General features: G+C 57.9%; 16 protein-coding genes. 7 read left to right on the top strand and 9 right to left on the bottom strand.

The window, feature by feature from the left end:
• Position 1: 1 nt before the first annotated feature.
• Together AC4FIA_RS09075 and AC4FIA_RS09070 are read left to right on the top strand one after the other, a co-directional pair.
• Complete coding sequence (locus AC4FIA_RS09075; RefSeq protein ID WP_287476267.1) at positions 2–112, top strand: DUF2474 family protein; 111 nt, start codon at positions 2–4, stop codon at positions 110–112.
• A gap of 64 nt (positions 113–176) precedes the next feature.
• Positions 177–1556 carry an FAD-binding oxidoreductase gene (locus AC4FIA_RS09070; protein ID WP_490365573.1) on the top strand — a complete coding sequence of 460 codons (1380 nt, stop codon included), beginning with the start codon at positions 177–179 and terminating at the stop codon, positions 1554–1556.
• 3 nt (positions 1557–1559) lie between these two features.
• Here the strand turns inward: AC4FIA_RS09070 and AC4FIA_RS09065 are convergent, their stop codons facing one another.
• The gene (locus tag AC4FIA_RS09065; RefSeq protein ID WP_490365572.1) at positions 1560–2153 is read right to left on the bottom strand and encodes a gamma-glutamyl kinase; all 594 of its coding nucleotides are present in this window, start codon (positions 2151–2153) and stop codon (positions 1560–1562) included.
• A 182-nt stretch (positions 2154–2335) separates the two neighbouring features.
• Between AC4FIA_RS09065 and recA the strand changes: the two genes are divergently transcribed.
• The 5 genes from recA to AC4FIA_RS09040 all read left to right on the top strand — a co-directional run bounded on the left by recA (position 2336) and on the right by AC4FIA_RS09040 (position 7684).
• Positions 2336–3403 (top strand): recombinase RecA, encoded by a 1068-nt coding sequence (gene recA / locus AC4FIA_RS09060; RefSeq protein WP_103910092.1) that lies wholly within the window; start codon positions 2336–2338, stop codon positions 3401–3403.
• Between the two features lie 104 nt (positions 3404–3507).
• On the top strand, positions 3508–4383 hold the full coding sequence (locus AC4FIA_RS09055; RefSeq protein ID WP_490365571.1) for a bifunctional helix-turn-helix transcriptional regulator/GNAT family N-acetyltransferase: 876 nt from the start codon (positions 3508–3510) through the stop codon (positions 4381–4383).
• Between the two features lie 71 nt (positions 4384–4454).
• Positions 4455–7112, top strand: a complete 2658-nt coding sequence (gene alaS, locus AC4FIA_RS09050; protein ID WP_490365570.1) for an alanine--tRNA ligase — start codon at positions 4455–4457, stop codon at positions 7110–7112.
• Positions 7112–7396 (top strand): DUF1330 domain-containing protein, encoded by a 285-nt coding sequence (locus AC4FIA_RS09045; protein ID WP_490365569.1) that lies wholly within the window; start codon positions 7112–7114, stop codon positions 7394–7396. The genes alaS and AC4FIA_RS09045 overlap by 1 nt, the downstream gene beginning before the upstream one ends.
• Positions 7397–7684 carry a DUF1330 domain-containing protein gene (locus AC4FIA_RS09040; protein WP_490365568.1) on the top strand — a complete coding sequence of 96 codons (288 nt, stop codon included), beginning with the start codon at positions 7397–7399 and terminating at the stop codon, positions 7682–7684. It begins immediately after the preceding gene.
• Between the two features lie 67 nt (positions 7685–7751).
• Here the strand turns inward: AC4FIA_RS09040 and typA are convergent, their stop codons facing one another.
• The 8 genes from typA to AC4FIA_RS09000 all read right to left on the bottom strand — a co-directional run bounded on the left by typA (position 7752) and on the right by AC4FIA_RS09000 (position 18208).
• Positions 7752–9572 (bottom strand): translational GTPase TypA, encoded by a 1821-nt coding sequence (gene typA, locus AC4FIA_RS09035; RefSeq protein ID WP_490365567.1) that lies wholly within the window; start codon positions 9570–9572, stop codon positions 7752–7754.
• Between the two features lie 144 nt (positions 9573–9716).
• Positions 9717–11003 carry a flavin-dependent oxidoreductase gene (locus AC4FIA_RS09030; protein WP_490365566.1) on the bottom strand — a complete coding sequence of 429 codons (1287 nt, stop codon included), beginning with the start codon at positions 11001–11003 and terminating at the stop codon, positions 9717–9719.
• Positions 11004–11087: 84 nt separating this feature from the next.
• Entirely contained in the window at positions 11088–12251 is a 1164-nt protein-coding gene (locus tag AC4FIA_RS09025; protein WP_287476277.1) for an isovaleryl-CoA dehydrogenase, read from the bottom strand.
• Between the two features lie 32 nt (positions 12252–12283).
• Positions 12284–12871, bottom strand: coding sequence for a TetR/AcrR family transcriptional regulator (locus AC4FIA_RS09020; RefSeq protein ID WP_490365565.1), 588 nt, complete (start codon positions 12869–12871; stop codon positions 12284–12286).
• 113 nt (positions 12872–12984) lie between these two features.
• Positions 12985–13776, bottom strand: coding sequence for an enoyl-CoA hydratase-related protein (locus tag AC4FIA_RS09015; protein WP_490365564.1), 792 nt, complete (start codon positions 13774–13776; stop codon positions 12985–12987).
• Entirely contained in the window at positions 13773–14633 is an 861-nt protein-coding gene (locus tag AC4FIA_RS09010; protein ID WP_490365563.1) for a hydroxymethylglutaryl-CoA lyase, read from the bottom strand. The genes AC4FIA_RS09015 and AC4FIA_RS09010 overlap by 4 nt, the downstream gene beginning before the upstream one ends.
• Positions 14634–14636: 3 nt before the next feature.
• Complete coding sequence (locus AC4FIA_RS09005) at positions 14637–16595, bottom strand: acetyl/propionyl/methylcrotonyl-CoA carboxylase subunit alpha (protein WP_490365562.1); 1959 nt, start codon at positions 16593–16595, stop codon at positions 14637–14639.
• Between the two features lie 11 nt (positions 16596–16606).
• Entirely contained in the window at positions 16607–18208 is a 1602-nt protein-coding gene (locus AC4FIA_RS09000; RefSeq protein ID WP_490365561.1) for a carboxyl transferase domain-containing protein, read from the bottom strand.
• Positions 18209–18217 lie beyond the last annotated feature (9 nt).

Below are 18217 nucleotides of genomic sequence, written 5' to 3'. Positions count from 1 at the left end.
CATGGCTGAGAACCCGCTTTGGAAAAAATGGATATGGTTTGTTGCCCTCTGGGCGGCATCCGTTTTGGGCCTTGGCATCGTTGCATATTTGATCAAGCTCGTGGCCGTGTAGGGCTTGCGCAAAATCGCGTCTGCTGTCTAAGTGCCGTCCAAGAAAACTGGGAGGTACCTAAATTATGTCGGACAACACCGCAGCAATAGAAGAAATCCGCGAATTGCTTGGCGATCGCCTGTCCACAGGCTCCTCTATCCGCGAAATCCACAGCCGGGACGAGGCCTATTCCACGCCCTCCCTGCCCGACGCCGTGGCCTTTCCCGAAACAACCGAAGAAGTGTCGCAGATCATGCGCATTTGTACGAAACACAAATGCCCTGTGGTCCCTTACGGCGTCGGCACTTCGCTAGAAGGTCACATTGTACCGATCCACGGCGGGATCAGCGTTGATACCAGCCGCATGAACCAGATCCTTGAGGTCCACGCAGAGGACCTTGATGCCGTTGTCCAACCTGGCGTGACCCGCGAACAGCTGAACGAAGACCTGCGCGCCACCGGCCTGATGTTCACCGTTGATCCCGGTGCGAACGCAACGCTGGGCGGCATGGCAGCCACCCGTGCCTCGGGCACGAACGCGGTGCGCTATGGCACAATGCGAGAAAACGTTCTGGCGCTAGAGGTTGTTCTGGCAGACGGGACCGTGATTGAAACAGGCACCCGCGCGCGCAAATCTTCGGCTGGTTACGACCTGACGCATCTGTTTGTGGGTTCTGAAGGTACGCTTGGCATCATCACCAAACTGACTGTGCGCCTCTATGGCCAGCCCGAACACATCGCCGCCGCCACATGTGCATTCCCGACCATTGATGATGCGGTCAACACCGTCATTCTGGCGATCCAGACTGGCCTTCCCATGGCGCGGATCGAACTTCTGGACGCGCTGCAAATGAAGGGGATGAACACCTATAATCCCGACATGAACATGGCCGAAAAGCCCTATCTGTTCCTGGAATTCCACGGCTCCCCTGCCGGTGTCGAAGAACAGGTCGCCAGCTTCCGCGATATCGCCGAGGAATTCGGCGTTCAGGATTTCGAATGGGCCAGCAAGACCGAAGACCGCAACCGTCTTTGGGCCGCCCGCCACAGCGCCTATTACGCGGGCAAATCCCTACGTCCCGGTGCCGAAGGCGTGGTGACAGATGTCTGCGTGCCAATTTCGGAACTGGCCGAGTGCATCAGAGGCACGCAAGAGGACATTGCCGCCAGCGGTCTGATTGCCCCGCTGGTAGGACACGTCGGCGATGGGAACTTCCACCTTTTGATCCTTGTCGACCTAGAGTCGGATGAAGAATTGAAGCGCGCCAAGGAACTGGCCCACAACGTATGCCGCCGCGCGTTGGCATCCGGTGGCACAGTGACCGGCGAACATGGCGTTGGCACCGGCAAAATGCGCTATATGGAAGAAGAACACGGCGCGGCATACGCGGTCATGACACAGCTGAAAAAAACGCTTGATCCCAACAACCTGATGAACCCGGGCAAAATGGTTCAGGTCAACTAAGGCCTAGCCCAGACTATCCCACAACTCGAACTCTGCGGCGTGCTTGCGCCGCAGTTTTGCTTCGACCTCGGGCGACAGCTCCAGATCACGCTTGGGCGACACATTTTCGCGTGGCAGATCCAGCTTCACGCCCAAACGATCTTCCAGAAAATCGATGATCTTCCCCTGATCTTCGTAGCGAAACAGATGCGACACCTGCGTGCCATTGGGACGGGGTTCTACGAACTTCGACTGCGCGCCGACATTGGCAAAGGGCGGCTTGTCGCCCTGACAGTAGGCCAACACAAAGTCATCAAAGCTGATATCCTTGGTCGAAGTTCGTTTCCCATCCAGAAACGGACGCTGGCGATAACGATACCAGCTTCCCAGCCACGACACCGGTTCGCGGATCACCGCCATCACGTCCATATGATCGGCCCCGACCTTTTCAAACATCGGCCGGAAGAAGCGATTGTAGCGGTAAACCGGCGCGTGTTTCAGCTCGGGCGGGTCGGAAACAACCATGGAAGCATGGGGAGTAAGCGCAGTTTCATAGGCTGATGTTCCCGTTTTCGGCACGGCCAAAAACACCAATTTCTGCTTCCAAAACACCAACATAAGGCAGCACGCCCCCATTCATCCGATCATGTAAACCACTCTTTAACCAAGTGCGGCAAATGTAAAGAAAGTGAAAATCCTCTTGCAATGTTCTCGTTTTGGTCCGATATGTTTTGGAACAAGAGGTGAACAAAGCAGCGATTGCCGCTTGATAGCGGGTATGGAATAAGGACACGGAAACAATGGCAACGGCAGATCTTCTCTCCATGGACAGCAAGCGCAACGCAGACAAGCAGAAGGCGCTGGATTCAGCGCTGGCCCAGATCGAACGTCAGTTCGGCAAGGGTTCGATCATGAAACTCGGTGGCGAAAACGCGATGCGCGACATCGAAGCCACCTCGACCGGTTCTCTGGGCCTTGATATCGCCCTCGGCATCGGCGGCCTGCCCAAAGGCCGGATCATCGAAATTTACGGGCCGGAAAGCTCGGGTAAGACCACACTGACCCTGCATGCTATTGCAGAAGAACAGAAAAAAGGCGGCGTTTGCGCCTTTGTGGACGCGGAACACGCACTTGACCCGCAGTATGCGAAAAAGCTGGGCGTCGATCTGGACGAACTGCTGATCTCGCAGCCCGACACAGGTGAACAGGCGCTTGAGATCACGGACACACTGGTACGTTCCGGCGCGGTTAGCCTTGTTGTCGTCGACTCGGTCGCGGCGCTGACGCCGAAATCCGAACTGGAAGGCGACATGGGTGATTCCAGCGTGGGCGTTCACGCCCGCCTGATGAGCCAGGCGATGCGCAAACTGACCGGTTCGATCAACCGTTCGAACTGTATGGTGATCTTCATCAACCAGATCCGAATGAAAATCGGCGTCATGTTCGGTTCGCCCGAAACAACAACCGGCGGGAACGCGCTGAAGTTCTATTCGTCCGTCCGTCTGGACATCCGCCGCATCGGCGCGATCAAGGACCGTGACGAAGTAGTCGGCAACGCCACCCGCGTGAAAGTCGTGAAAAACAAGGTCGCCCCGCCCTTCAAGCAGGTTGAATTCGACATCATGTATGGCGAAGGCATCTCGAAAACTGGCGAATTGCTGGATCTGGGTGTGAAAGCTGGCGTCGTTGAAAAATCTGGCGCGTGGTATTCCTACGGGGATGAACGCATCGGTCAGGGTCGTGAAAACGCCAAGACCTACCTGAAGGAAAACACCGCGATCGCGCTTGAGATCGAGGACAAGATTCGTGCCGCGCATGGCCTTGAATTTGATATGGCCAAGGACGATCCGGATTTGGTCGAAGACTAAAACCATCGGAAGACTTAGAAAAAGCGCCCCGATTTCGGGGCGTTTTTTGTTGCCGCTCGAATTTACCTGACTAAAGTCAGAAAAAAATTCAAGCGAGTCAACCTATGCTAGACAACATATCCCGCTTCCGCCGTCTGTCCCGTGCTGTCACCACGCAAAGCGGTGCCCTTGATACGTCATTCCTTGGCCTAGGACGCCCGTTGGGATCGGCCCGCGTTCTGAATGCGATTGGTCACGGCAAGACCGAAGTCAGCGACTTGCGCGAATATCTTGAGCTGGACTCAGGCTTGATGTCCCGTCTCCTGCGCAGGTTAGAGGCGGAGGGGCTGATAACGGTCGAAAGCGACGGAAACGATGCCCGTCGCAGGGTCGCGCAACTGACGCCTGCGGGTCGGGATGCCTTTCACCAATATGAAAGCCTGTCGAACTCTGCCGCTGAAAAGGTTCTGTCCCGCTACAAGGATCAGGACAGCCTATTGGCGGCTATGGACCTGATCGCAACCGTTTTGGGACGGGATCACATAAAAATCGCCCCCGTCGATCCCGAAGACCCGCGCATAGAATACTGTGTGAACCAGTTCTACGATGAGATCACCAGCATCCTTGGCATCACATTCGATCCCCATGCCTCAGGCAACCCAGAGGCCGATTTCCTGCGCCCACCCAAGGGCGTTTTTCTGCTGGCAACTTCGGACGGTCTGCCCATCGGATGTTGCGGATTGAAAGGCCAAGGCACAAATCTGGGCGAGGTCAAACGCCTGTGGCTGTCGTCTGCCGCCCGCGGTCTTGGCCTTGGCAAACGCCTGATGGATGAGATCGAGGATCATGCGCGCAAACTGGGCATGACGACGCTGCAACTGGACACGAATGGACGGCTTCATGCAGCCCTTGGATTGTACCGTAACAGCGGTTGGATCGAAATCGATCGCTACAACGACAATCCCTATGCCGAACATTTTTTTGAAAAGCAGTTGACCTAAGCCCTGCCCCTGTGGACAGCACCCAACGCTAGGGGTACATCTGACAAAATTTTTGCGACATGAGGCAAAGCATGGCAACGCTGAACGATATCCGCTCGACCTTTCTGAGCTATTTCGAAAAACAGGGGCACACGATTGTGCCCTCGTCCCCGCTTGTGCCGCGTAACGACCCGACTTTGCTTTTTGCGAACTCGGGCATGGTGCAGTTCAAGAACCTGTTCACAGGCGTTGAAACCCGCGATTACACCCGCGCGACCACATCGCAGAAATGCGTACGCGCTGGCGGTAAGCACAACGACCTTGATAACGTCGGCTACACAGCACGCCACCACACGTTCTTTGAGATGCTCGGCAACTTCTCGTTCGGCGATTACTTCAAAACCGAAGCGATCCCCTTTGCCTACGAACTGATCACCAAAGACTTCGCCATCGACAAGACGCGCCTTTTGGCCACAGTCTATCACACCGATGACGAAGCCTTTGAAATCTGGAAGAAAGTCGGCATTCCGGAAGACCGGATCATCCGCATCGCGACATCCGACAACTTCTGGCAGATGGGCCCGACTGGCCCCTGCGGCCCCTGCACCGAGATTTTCTATGATCACGGCGACCACATCTGGGGCGGCCCTCCGGGATCGCCCGAGGAAGACGGCGACCGTTTCATCGAAATCTGGAACATCGTTTTCATGCAGAACGAGCAGTTCGAGGACGGCTCCATGCGCGCGCTGGACATGCAGTCCATCGATACCGGCATGGGTCTGGAACGGATTGGCGCGCTGCTTCAGGGTAAGCACGACAACTACGACACCGATCTGATGCGGTCGCTGATCGAAGCCTCCGCTGATGCCACCTCGTCCGACCCCGATGGTCCTGGCAAAACGCATCACCGCGTGATCGCCGACCACCTGCGGTCTACATCCTTCCTGATCGCCGATGGCGTGATGCCGTCAAACGACGGTCGCGGCTATGTTCTGCGCCGCATCATGCGCCGTGCGATGCGTCACGCGCACCTGCTGGGTGCGAAAGACCCGCTGATGCACCGCCTTGTTCCCGCGTTGGTCCGTCAGATGGGCGCGGCCTATCCTGAACTGGGCACCGCACAGGCGCTGATCGAAGAAACGCTGCTGCTGGAAGAAAACCGTTTCCGCCAGACGCTGGATCGCGGTTTGAAGCTGTTGGACGAAGAGCTTGCGAACCTGCCCGAAGGCGCCGCCCTGCCCGGCGAAACCGCGTTCAAACTGTACGACACATACGGCTTCCCGCTGGACCTGACGCAGGACGCGCTGCGTGAAAAGGACCTGACGGTCGACACCGACGGTTTCGACACAGCCATGGCCGAACAAAAGGCCAAGGCGCGTGCGGCATGGTCCGGCACAGGCGAAGCCGCCGATGCTGCCATCTGGTTCGACATCGCTGAAGAACACGGCACGACAGACTTCCTTGGCTATGACACCGAAACAGCGGAAGGCCAGATCATGGCCATCGTCGCGGACGGCGCAAAGGTCGACGGTGGCAAGGCTGGCGACAAAGTGCAGATCGTTCTGAACCAGACACCTTTCTATGCCGAAAGCGGTGGTCAGGTTGGCGACACAGGCGTGATCACCACAGATGGCGCTAAGGCGACTATCACCGACACACGCAAAGTGGCAGATGTGTTCATCCACTTCGCCGAAATCACCGAAGGTGAGATCAAGGCGGGCGATGCTGCAAAGCTGGACGTGGATCACGCACGCCGGACTAACATTCGTGCAAACCACTCGGCCACGCACCTGTTGAACGAAGCCCTGCGTCGCGCGCTGGGTGACCACGTTGCGCAGCGCGGGTCGCTGAACGCGGCAGACCGCCTGCGCTTTGACTTCAGCCACGCCAAGGCCCTGACCATAGATGAGCTGACAACGGTCGAGCGTGAGGTGAACGACTACATCCGCCAGAACGCGCCGGTCGAAACCCGCATCATGACGCCCGACGATGCCCGCGCGATGGGTGCGCAGGCGCTGTTTGGTGAAAAGTATGGCGATGAGGTGCGTGTTGTGTCCATGGGCACCGACGCGTCCTCGGGCAAAGGTTCGAACCGCGACACGTATTCGCTGGAACTCTGCGGTGGTACGCACGTGGCACGCACCGGTGAGATCGGTCTGTTCGTGACACTGGGCGACAGTGCGTCTTCTGCCGGTGTTCGCCGGATCGAAGCGCTGACAGGTGAGGCCGCGATGGATTACCTGCGCGGTCAGGACCGGATCGTTTCCGAACTGGCGGGCGAGTTAAAAGCCACGGCTGCTGATCTGCCCGCACGGGTTAAGGCGCTGATGGACGAACGCAAAGCGCTGAACAACGAAGTGGCCCAGCTGCGTCGTGAACTGGCAATGTCCGGTGGCAGCGGTCAGGCCCCTGCCGAGGCAAAAGAGATCAACGGCGTGAAGTTCCACGCACAGGTCCTGTCCGGAGTGTCCGGCAAAGACCTGCCCCCGCTGATCGACGAACACAAAGCGCGTCTGGGCAGCGGTGCTGTTCTGTTGATTGCAGATACTGGCGGCAAAGCGGCTGTTGCGGCGGGCGTGACCGACGACCTGAAAGACAAACTTTCTGCGGTCGATCTGGTCCGTGCAGCGGTTCCGGAACTGGGTGGCAAAGGTGGCGGTGGCCGTCCTGATATGGCGCAGGGTGGCGGTGCAAGCACGGACAACGCCGAGGCTGCGATCAGAGCTGCCGAGGCTGTGGTGGCGGGCTGATGCCCGCCTACATCATCGCGCGGATCACCGTAACCGATCCGGACGATTACAAAGAATATGCCGCCCAGACAGTTGCCTTGGCCGAGGCTGCGGGCGGCAAATTTTTGGTCAAAGCTGGTCTTCAAAAAGTTGTCGAAGGCAGCGCGCCGGAACGGCACGTGATTGTCGAGTTTCCAACATTGGAACAGGCCGAAGCCTGGTACAACTCGGACGCATATCAAGCCATTCTACCAATCGCGCTTCGCTCTAGCGAACGCGACATCATTATTGTGGAGGGACTATAAATGCCGGCACTCTGGATTGCCCACGTGCACGTAACCGACGCCGATTCCTACAGCAAATACGCCAAATTGGCAGGCCCAGTGATTGCTGAACACGGTGGTCATTTTCTGGCCCGTGGCGGTGACTACCACATTCTGGAAGGCGCACAGCGCGAACGCCATGTGGTTGCACAGTTCCCGTCGAAACAGGCAGCAATCGATTGCTACCATTCGGACGGCTACCAAGAGGCGCTGAGCCATGCGCGCAATGCCTCTGAACGTGATCTTATCGTCGTCGAAATCACCGACTAAGTCACGAATTCGATCTGCTGAAACAAAAAACCCTCCCCCGATCTGGGGGAGGGTTTTTCTTTTGTTATCAGGCTTGTTTCGCCATCCGCTTACGCTCATGCGGATCAAGATAGCGTTTGCGCAGACGGATCGACGACGGCGTTACTTCGACCAGTTCGTCATCGTTGATGTAGGCAATCGCTTCTTCAAGGCTGAAGTTGATGTGCGGTGTCAGACGAACCGCATCGTCGGTGCCGGAGGCACGAACGTTGGTCAACTTCTTACCCTTCAGCGGGTTCACTTCAAGGTCGTTGTCACGGGAATGTTCACCGATGATCATACCCTGATAAACCTTGGCCTGCGGGCCCACAAACATGCGGCCACGCTCTTCAAGGTTCCACAGCGCATAAGCCACGGCCTCGCCGTCTTCCATCGAGATCAGAACACCTGCACGACGGCCTGGGATCGGGCCTTTGTGCGCTGCCCAGCCGTGGAACACGCGGTTCAGAACGCCTGTGCCGCGCGTGTCGGTCAGGAATTCGCCGTGGTAACCGATCAGGCCACGGGACGGAACGTGCGCAACGATACGGGTCTTGCCCGCACCGGCCTGTTTCATCTCGGCCAGTTCGCCCTTACGCGCACCGGTGATTTTTTCGATCACCGCGCCCGAGTATTCGTCGTCCACGTCGATGGTGACTTCTTCGATCGGCTCGATACGCTGACCGTTTTCGTCTTCGCGCATGATAACCTGCGGACGCGAGATCGACAGTTCGAAGCCTTCGCGACGCATGTTTTCGATCAGAACGCCCATCTGAAGTTCGCCACGACCGGACACCTCAAAGGCTTCGCCGCCCGGCGTGTCTTCGATCTTGATCGCGACGTTCGATTCCGCCTCTTTCATTAGGCGTTCACGGATGACGCGGCTTTGAACCTTTTTGCCTTCGCGGCCAGCCAGCGGGCTGTCGTTGATGCCAAAGGTCACAGTGATGGTCGGCGGATCGATGGGCTGTGCTTCCAGCGGCTCATCAACGGCCAGCGCACAGATCGTGTCGGACACGGTCGATTTGGACATACCGGCCAGCGAAACGATGTCGCCTGCCTGTGCCTCTTCGATGTCCTGCTGGGCAAGACCACGGAACGCGCGGATTTTGGTGACACGGAACTGTTCGATCTTTTGACCGATACGGGACAGCGCCTGAACAGTTGCACCAACCTTCAGCGTGCCAGATTCAACGCGGCCAGTCAGGATGCGGCCAACAAACGGGTCAGAGCCCAGAGTGGTCGCCAGCATGCGGAAATCTTCGCCCTGACGGGACACCTGACGCGGACGCGGCACGTGGTTGACGATCAAGTTGAACAGCGCTGCCAGATCCTTGCGCGGACCGTCAAGTTCGGCATCGGCCCAGCCGGAACGACCAGAAGCATACAGATGCGGGAAGTCCAGCTGGTCTTCGTCAGCACCAAGGCTTGCGAAAAGGTCAAAACATTCGTCCAGCGCACGGTCGGGTTCGGCGTCGGGTTTGTCGACCTTGTTCAGAACAACAATCGGACGCAGCCCCAAGGAGAGCGCCTTGGAGGTCACGAATTTGGTCTGGGGCATCGGGCCCTCGGCGGCGTCAACCAGCAGCACAACGCCGTCCACCATGGACAGGATGCGCTCGACCTCGCCACCAAAGTCAGCGTGGCCGGGGGTGTCGACGATGTTGATGCGCGTGCCTTTCCATTCGACCGAAGTCGCCTTGGCCAGAATGGTGATGCCGCGTTCACGTTCCAGATCGTTCGAGTCCATGGCGCGTTCAGCAACGGCCTGGTTTTCCCGGAACGCGCCGGATTGTTTCAAGAGTTCATCCACCAGCGTTGTCTTGCCGTGGTCCACGTGGGCAATGATCGCAACGTTGCGAAGATCCATGGGAATAAGCCTTTTCAGTGTGTCGGGCGTCGCGTAGCCCCCTAACGCACAAAAGGCCAGCCCCTAAAGCGTCACAGGGGTGGAAAAGCGCGGAATGTGACTGATGCGACGTGGCGTAGTGCTGAAAGCCCCTGATTTGGTCGCTTAGAAGGCGACCTTGGCGCCCTCTGCAATCGTGCGCGGTGAGGCGTTCAGCGTTTCAATAGCGAACCCGGCAGCGGCCTTGTAACGGGCCGTGAATTCACGACGTTCATCCTCTGGCACGACGTCGTTGATGTCATCGAATTCGCCACCACAGCGTTCGTCGATCAGGTTCAACAGGCCGAAAGGCCCAGCCCCGCGGTTGCGCAGCACGACTTGGGACACGTCTTCGCAGAAACGCGCGTCAAAATCTTCGAAGGCCGTTTCGTTCAAACCATGCGCGATCAGCGATGCGCCCAGATTGCGCGCATCAACGATGGCCTGGCTCGCCCCGTTCGATCCTGTTGGATACATCGGATGTGCGGCGTCACCGATCAGAACCACGCGGCCATCGGCCCAGCTGGGCACAGGATCGCGGTCGATCATCGGGTATTCGTAGACAGTGCCTGCTTTGGACAGGAATTCGGGCACGTTGATCCAGTCGTATTCCCAACCTTCAAAGTGATGGATAAAATCTTCGATCTCGACCTTTTTGTTCCAGTCGCCGCCCTTCCAGCCTTCGGAATTGTCGACGGTCACTTCGGCGATCCAGTTGACCTCGGACAAGCCGGTTTCGGGATCGGCAGGTGAGATCGGGTAGAACACGATCCGGTGGCGTGCACGCCCCAGACCGACGAACGACGCACCTGTGCGAATTGGGACCGCAGGGCTGGTGCCACGCCACATGATCGCGCCGCCCCAGTGGATCGGGGGCTGGTCAGGGTACATCTGCGCGCGAACAGCGGAATGGATACCATCGGCAGCAATCAGCATGCTGGCCGTCTCTTGCGCCTGCGTGCCGTCAGCAGCGACGGTTTCAACCGTCACTGTATCGTCGTCATTGTTGGAATAGCCGGTCACGCGCACGCCCAAACGGACTGCATCCGGGCCCAGACGATCCAGCACTTCTTGGTACAGCAGCATCTGTAGCTTGCCGCGATGCACCGAATACTGTGGCCAGTTATAACCCGCTTCCAGTCCGCGCGGTTCAGAGTAAACAGGGTTGCCCTTCAGACCGACCAACGCCCATTCACGGCATTTCACGCCGATCTGGTCCAGTTTCTCAGCGCCAATGCCCAGATCAAACAATTCTCGCACGGCATTGGGCTGTACGTTGATACCAACGCCCAATGGCTTCAGCTCGCTCACCGTTTCCAGAACAACGCAAGGGACGCCGATTTGATGCAGCGTCAAAGCCATGCTCATACCCGCGATACCGCCACCGGCGATCAGAACTTTGGGCTGGGACATGGCACACTCCTCAAACTAGCCGTTTCCGCGCGCCTCGTGGCTAGCACAAGGCACGCCGGAAAGGCCAGATTGGAACTGCACTTACTATTTGGTCTCTTCGAACAATTCGCGACCAATCAGCATGCGGCGGATTTCGGACGTGCCCGCGCCGATCTCATACAGCTTGGCATCACGCAGAAGGCGACCCGTGGGGAAGTCGTTGATATAGCCATTGCCGCCCAGTGTCTGGATCGCTTCCAGCGCGACCTGAGTTGCCTTTTCCGCTGCATAAAGGATGCAGCCCGCCGCGTCCTTACGCGTAGTTTCACCACGGTCACAGGCAGCGGCAACCGAATAGACGTACGACCGGCAGGCGTTCAGCGTGACATACATATCCGCCAGCTTGCCCTGCATTAGCTGGAACGTCCCGATGGGTTTTCCGAACTGTTCGCGGTCATGCACGTAAGGCACCACCACATCCAGACAGGCCGCCATAATCCCCAAGGGACCCGCCGCCAGCACGACGCGCTCATAGTCAAGACCGCTCATCAGAATACGAACGCCCTGCCCCTCTTGCCCAAGCACATTTTCAAACGGCACTTCGCAGTCTTCAAAGATCAGTTCAGCGGTGTTCGACCCACGCATCCCCAGCTTGTCCAGCTTTTGACCGGTCGAGAAACCCGCCATGCCCTTTTCGATCAGGAAGGCGGTGATCCCTTTGGGACCGGCGTCCGGATCGGTTTTGGCGTAAACGATCAGCGTGTCGGCATCCGGACCATTGGTGATCCACATCTTGTTGCCGTTCAGGATGAAACGATCGTTTCGTTTTTCCGCCCGCAGACGCATGGACACAACATCAGAACCCGCACCCGGTTCGCTCATGGCAAGAGCACCGACGTTGTCGCCGGACATCAGGCCCGGTAGGTATTTTTCCTGCTGCTCAGGCGAGCCATTCCTGCGGATCTGGTTCACACACAGGTTGGAGTGCGCGCCGTAAGACAGGCCAACCGAGGCGGAAGCACGGCTGATTTCTTCAATCGCAACGCAATGAGCCAGATAGCCCATGCCTGTGCCACCAAGCTCTTCTTCGACGGTCAGTCCAAGAAGACCCAAGTCGCCCATCTTCTTCCACAAATCAGCGGGGAATTGGTTTGTCTGGTCAATCTCTTGCGCTCTTGGCGCGATTTCAGCCTGAGCAAATTTGTGCACGACGTCGCGCAGGGCTTCGATTTCTTCACCCAGTGCGAAGTTCATAGATGCGTGAAACAATGCGGTTTCCTCCCAAGAGGCAGGTGCTGGACTTATTCTTGGATTCCAACACTCTGCAATACAGCCTGTACGTAACAGTCAATCACCTGATCCCTGTTCAGTTCACCGTCTTCACGGAACCAAACAGTGATCCCTGTCATCATCGCCAACAGTGCACGTGTTTGAACGGCAGCATTTGCGACTTTGAAAGTGCCTTCCTTGACACCTTGTTCCAGAACCTCGCGCAGGATCGCCTCGTATTCGTCGCGCTTGACGTAAACGTCCTGACGGCCCGTTTCCTCAAGGCTGCGCAACTCCATGTAGGCGATAAAGACGTGATCCGGAAAATCCAGCTGATAGCTGATGTGGAAACGGGCAAAGGCGACCAAGCGGTTCCTTGTTCCTTCCACACCCTCCATGGCGTTATTCGCCGCAGCCAGAAGATCAACCATGTGGGTCATCATCAGATCCACAAGGATGTCCTGTTTGCTAGGGAAGTGGTTGTAGATTGCTCCGGGCTGTATCCCGACCGCATTCGCAATGTCGCGCATGGACACAGCACTATAGCCGCTTTTGGCAAAAAGACGGAGGGCATTCAGCCGGATCGTCTCTTTTGTGTCTTTCGAGCGCTGTTGCAACATATGCGTCTGGTCCGCTTATTACGAATGGGCGTTCATTTATTGAACGACAAATGCCCGTTTTCAAGCCACTGCTGAAAAAATACTCACCCTTTCAACTTACTACTTTCGGGTCCCTAGCCCTTGGCCCATGGGGCCGGTGTTTTATTCAGAAAGGCAGCGATGCCTTTTTCGGCACAATCGCTTTCCCAAGCGTCGGCCAATTGTTCGATGGTGCCGTCGATCACCGAAGCGTCGATTTGCGCGCCTAATGACCGGATCAGGCGTTTGGTTCGGCCCACCGCTTCTTTCGGAAGCTTCAGGTAGGGTGCGATGGCTTCTTTGATCGCCATGCCCAACTGGCCTGCGGGAACAGACCGCGCAACCAGTCCCAGTTCGACCGCACGGGGGCCTTGGAAAAGCTCGGCATTCATCATGACCTGACGCGCGGCCCCTTCCCCGATCCGCGCAAGGACATAAGGCGAAATCGTCGCCGGAATGATGCCAAGCCGCGTTTCGGTAAAGCCGAAGCGACAGTCATCAGCAGCAATCGCCAGATCGCAAACACAGGCCAGACCTGCGCCGCCGCCCATGGCCACGCCTTCCACCCTCCCGATCAAGGGAACAGGCATTTCGTTTAGCGCTTTAAGCATGTTGGCGAGACGACGCGCCTCGGCCATGCGGCCTGCACGATCCGTTTTGATCTGCGCCATCATCCACGACAGATCACCACCGGCGCAAAAAACACCCTCTGCGCCCTGCAAGACGACAATGCGCATCTCCGGCGTGTCGGCCGCCATTGCCGCGAACGCGACCAGTTCATCCATCATCTCGGCTGAAATGGCATTCTTCCGGTCGGGACGGTTCAGGATCAGATGGGCGACACCATCCGCGCCCTGTTCGATCTTCAACGTGTTGAATTGGTTCATGCTGCGTCCCCCCGCAGGCTACGCGCGAATTCAGCGGCAACCATCATTGCGTCACGGTCCAGACCCGTTTCAAATCCCTCAGCCGCCAGCAAGTCGTAGACCGCTTCGGTCGCGACATTCCCCTTGGCCCCCGGCGCGTAGGGACATCCGCCCAAACCGCCAACCGCCGCGTCAAAGACGCGGAGGCCATGGCCAACGCTGACACGGATGTTGTCGATGGCGCGACCGGCGGTGTCGTGGAAATGTCCCGCTAGCCTTTCAGCTGGCACGCGTTCTGTGACCGCCCGCAACATCGCATCCACGGTTTCACTCGTGCCCTGCCCGATGGTGTCGCCAAGCGAGACCTCATAGCAGCCCAGTTCAATCAAATCCGCAGCGACCCGCGCAACCTGATCTGGTGGTGTGCGTCCGTCATAGGGGCAGTCGGTTACGCAGGACACATAGCCACGCACCGGAATGCCAGCCTTTTGAGCCGCCTCAACCACTGGCGCAAAGCGTTCAAGGCTTTCCGCGATCGAACAGTTGATGTTCTTTTCGCTGAATCCTTCCGAGGCCGAGCCGAAAATCGCAACCTCATCCGCATTTGCGGCGATGGCGGCCTCGAGCCCCTTCATGTTGGGCGTCAGAGCCGTGTAGCGCACCCCATCAACGCGCGTGATCCCGGCCATCACGTCCGCGCTGTCCGCCATTTGCGGCACCCATTTCGGGGATACGAAACTGGCTGTTTCAATCTTGCGGAAGCCAGCCTGCGACAGAAGATCGACCAGTTTGATCTTGTCCGCCGTGGCGATCATGGCCTTTTCGTTTTGCAGGCCGTCGCGCGGGGCCATTTCAAACAGGGTGACGAAATCAGACATGGCTTATTCGTCCTCCTGCATACGCACCAACAGCGCGCCCTGTTCGACCTGATCGCCTTCCGACACCAACATTTCCGCGATCACGCCGTCTTGGGCTGCGGTGATGGCGTGTTCCATTTTCATGGCTTCCATAACCAGCAACCGGTCGCCTTCCGACACGCTGTCGCCCGCCTTGGCAACGACTGCGATCACATTGCCGGGCATCGGCGCTGTCAAAGCTCCCGCCTTAGCAGAAGACGCGGATGCGGACGGATCGAAGAACTTGAAAAAACGGTCGTGCCCTTCGGTTTGGACAAGCACACCATGGCCGGTTTTGTGGACGATGGCCCGCGATTTCACGCCGTTTTCCTCAACCAAAAGCTCTGGCCCGTTTTGCCAAACGGCTGAAAACGTCACCTCGCCCATAGGCGTGGTCACCTTGGTTTCTGAGGCAGTAGTTTCGACAAAGATCGAAATGTTCGGATCACCTTCAAACGTCACGGCCTGACGCGCAGCACCCCATAGACGGAAGTTAGCAAAGGGATCTTCCGCATCAGCAGGTCGCACCGCGGCAAGCGCGGCCAGCGCCAAAGTGTGCGCTGTCGGATCAGGTCGTGCAGTCAGGTCTGCGCCTTTGCGGTCGATCAGCCCCGTATCAACGCGACCTGCGGCAAAATCTGTGTCATTCACCAAGGCAGACAGGAAGGCACGGTTTGTCACGCAGCCGTGGACCACCAGATCCTCCAAGGCCTTCGACATCTTCAGCAATGCCGCGTTGCGGTTCGGTCCTGTTACGATCAGCTTGGCAATCATGGGATCGTAATGGGGCGAAATCACATCGCCCTGCCGCACGCCCGTATCGACTCGCACACCGTTGTCGGCGGTAGGAAAATCCAGAATATCCAGCGTGCCAGTTGCCGGAAGGAAGCCGTTTGACGGGTCTTCCGCGTAAAGGCGGACTTCGAACGCGTGGCCTCTCGCGGTGATCTTATCTTGCGTCACAGGCAGGGCCTGCCCTTCGGCAACGGCAATCTGCATCGCGACCAGATCAAAGCCGGTGATTTCTTCGGTCACTGGGTGCTCGACCTGAAGGCGCGTGTTCATTTCCATGAACCAGAAGCCATCAGGCCGCAGCGGACCAGAGCCGTCAACGATGAATTCAACCGTTCCGGCGCCTTGATAATTCACGGCCTTGGCGGCAGCGACCGCCGCCGCGCCCATGGCCTGACGAACCTTTTCCGGCATGTCTGGCGCGGGGGCCTCTTCGATCACCTTCTGATGGCGGCGCTGCATGGAACAATCGCGCTCGAACAGATGGACCACGTTGCCATGCGCATCGCCCATCACCTGCATTTCGATGTGACGCGGGTTCTGGATGAACTTTTCGATCAGACAGGCAGGATCACCAAAACTAGACTGCGCCTCACGCTGGGCCGAGGTCAAAGCATCGGCGAAATCGGCCGGCTTTTCGACCAGACGCATCCCCTTACCACCGCCACCCGCGCGCGCTTTGATCAAGACAGGATAGCCGACTTCATTAGCTTGTTTTGCCAGAAAACCAGCATCCTGATTGTCACCGTGATACCCGGGCACGACAGGCACGCCTGCCTTTTCCATCAAGGCCTTAGCTTTGTCTTTTAATCCCATTGCACGGATCGCATCTGCGGAAGGACCAATAAAGATCAGTCCCGCCTTTGCGACGGCGTCAACAAAGTCGGGGTTCTCGGACAGAAAGCCATAACCCGGATGGATCGCATCTGCGCCTGTGCGCTTGGCTGCGTCGATGATCCGTTCGCCAAGAAGGTAGCTTTCGCCAACAGGTGCGGCACCGATGTGTACCGCTTGATCAGCCAATTCCACATGCATCGCGTTGCGGTCTACATCGGAAAAAACAGCAACCGTTTCGATGCCCAATTCACGCGCGGTGCGGATGACGCGGCAGGCAATCTCGCCACGGTTTGCAATCAGAATTTTCTTGATCATGCTCATCCCCATCACATCCGGAACAGGCCAAAGCGCGTCTCTTCGATCGGCGCGTTCAGCGTTGTGGACAGCGACAGCCCAAGGACATCGCGGGTTTTGGTGGGGTCGATAATGCCGTCATCCCATAGACGCGCCGAGGCATAGAGCGGGTGACTTTGTTCTTCGAACATCTCTTCCGTGGGTTTGCGGAATGCGGCTTCTTCCTCGTCACTCCAGACCTCGCCCCGTTTTTCCATTGCGGACCGTTTGACCTGCGCCAATGTCTTGGCCGCCTGTTCGCCCCCCATCACGGAAATGCGGCTGTTGGGCCACGTCCACAGGAACCGCGGCGAATAGGCCCGCCCTGCCATGCCGTAGTTGCCCGCGCCGTAAGAACCGCCGACCAGCATCGTGATTTTGGGGACAGATGTTGTGGACACAGCCGTCACAAGCTTTGCCCCATGACGCGCGATACCGCCCGCTTCTGCCGCTTTACCCACCATGAAACCGGTAATATTCTGAAGGAATACCAAAGGGATACCGCGCTGACTGCACAGTTCAACAAAGTGCGCCCCTTTGACGGCGCTTTCCGAAAAGAGAACACCATTGTTGGCGATGATCCCCACGGGAATGCCATGGACATGCGCAAAACCGCAGACGAGCGTTTCGCCGAACTGCGATTTGAACTCATCAAAGCGCGATCCATCCACGGTTCGCGCGATAATCTCGCGGATGTCATAGGGTTTCTTCGGATCGGCGGGCACGATGCCCATGATCTCGGCCGGATCATAGGCCGGTGCTTCGGGCGTGGTGCGAGTGATCGTGGCCTTGGGCTGGGTACCCAGATTCGACACGATACGCCGCGCGATTTGAAGGGCATGTGCATCGTCTTCGGCCAGATGGTCGGCGACACCTGAGGTGCGCGCATGCAATTCGCCGCCGCCCAGTTCTTCTGCGGTGACCGTTTCGCCCGTGGCCGCTTTGACAAGTGGGGGACCAGCAAGGAAGATCGTTCCCTGCCCGCGCACGATGATCGTCTCGTCGCTCATGGCAGGCACATAAGCACCGCCTGCCGTGCAAGACCCCATCACCACTGCGATCTGCGGGATGCCGCGCGCGCTCATGTTCGCCTGGTTAAAGAAGATGCGGCCAAAGTGGTCGCGATCCGGAAAGACCTCATCCTGATTGGGAAGGTTCGCACCACCGGAATCCACCAGATAAATACAAGGCAGATGGTTCTCAGCCGCGATTTCCTGTGCACGGAGATGTTTTTTGACGGTCATCGGATAATAGGTGCCGCCCTTGACCGTCGCGTCATTGACCAGAACCATGACATCACGACCCGCGACACGCCCCACACCGGCAATCGCGCCACCCGCAGGCACATCACCGCCGTACAGCGCGTGGGCGGCGAACAACCCCACTTCGAGAAACGGCGATCCTGGATCGAGAAGCGCCTGAACGCGATCCCGAGGCAGCATCTTACCCCGAGCAAGATGCCGTTCACGAGACTGCGCAATACCACCGCGCAGCGCGTGTTCCGCTGCTTGCTGCACCACATCCATCTGCGCCTGCATGGCCGCGCGATTCTGCGCAAAGTCTTCTGAACGCGGAGAAATCTGGCTTTTTATCATTGCTCACCA

The organism is Thalassococcus sp. (assembly GCF_982780845.1).
The sequence above is the reverse complement of the archived record's forward strand: the minus strand, read 5'-3'. Positions and strand labels throughout refer to the sequence as shown.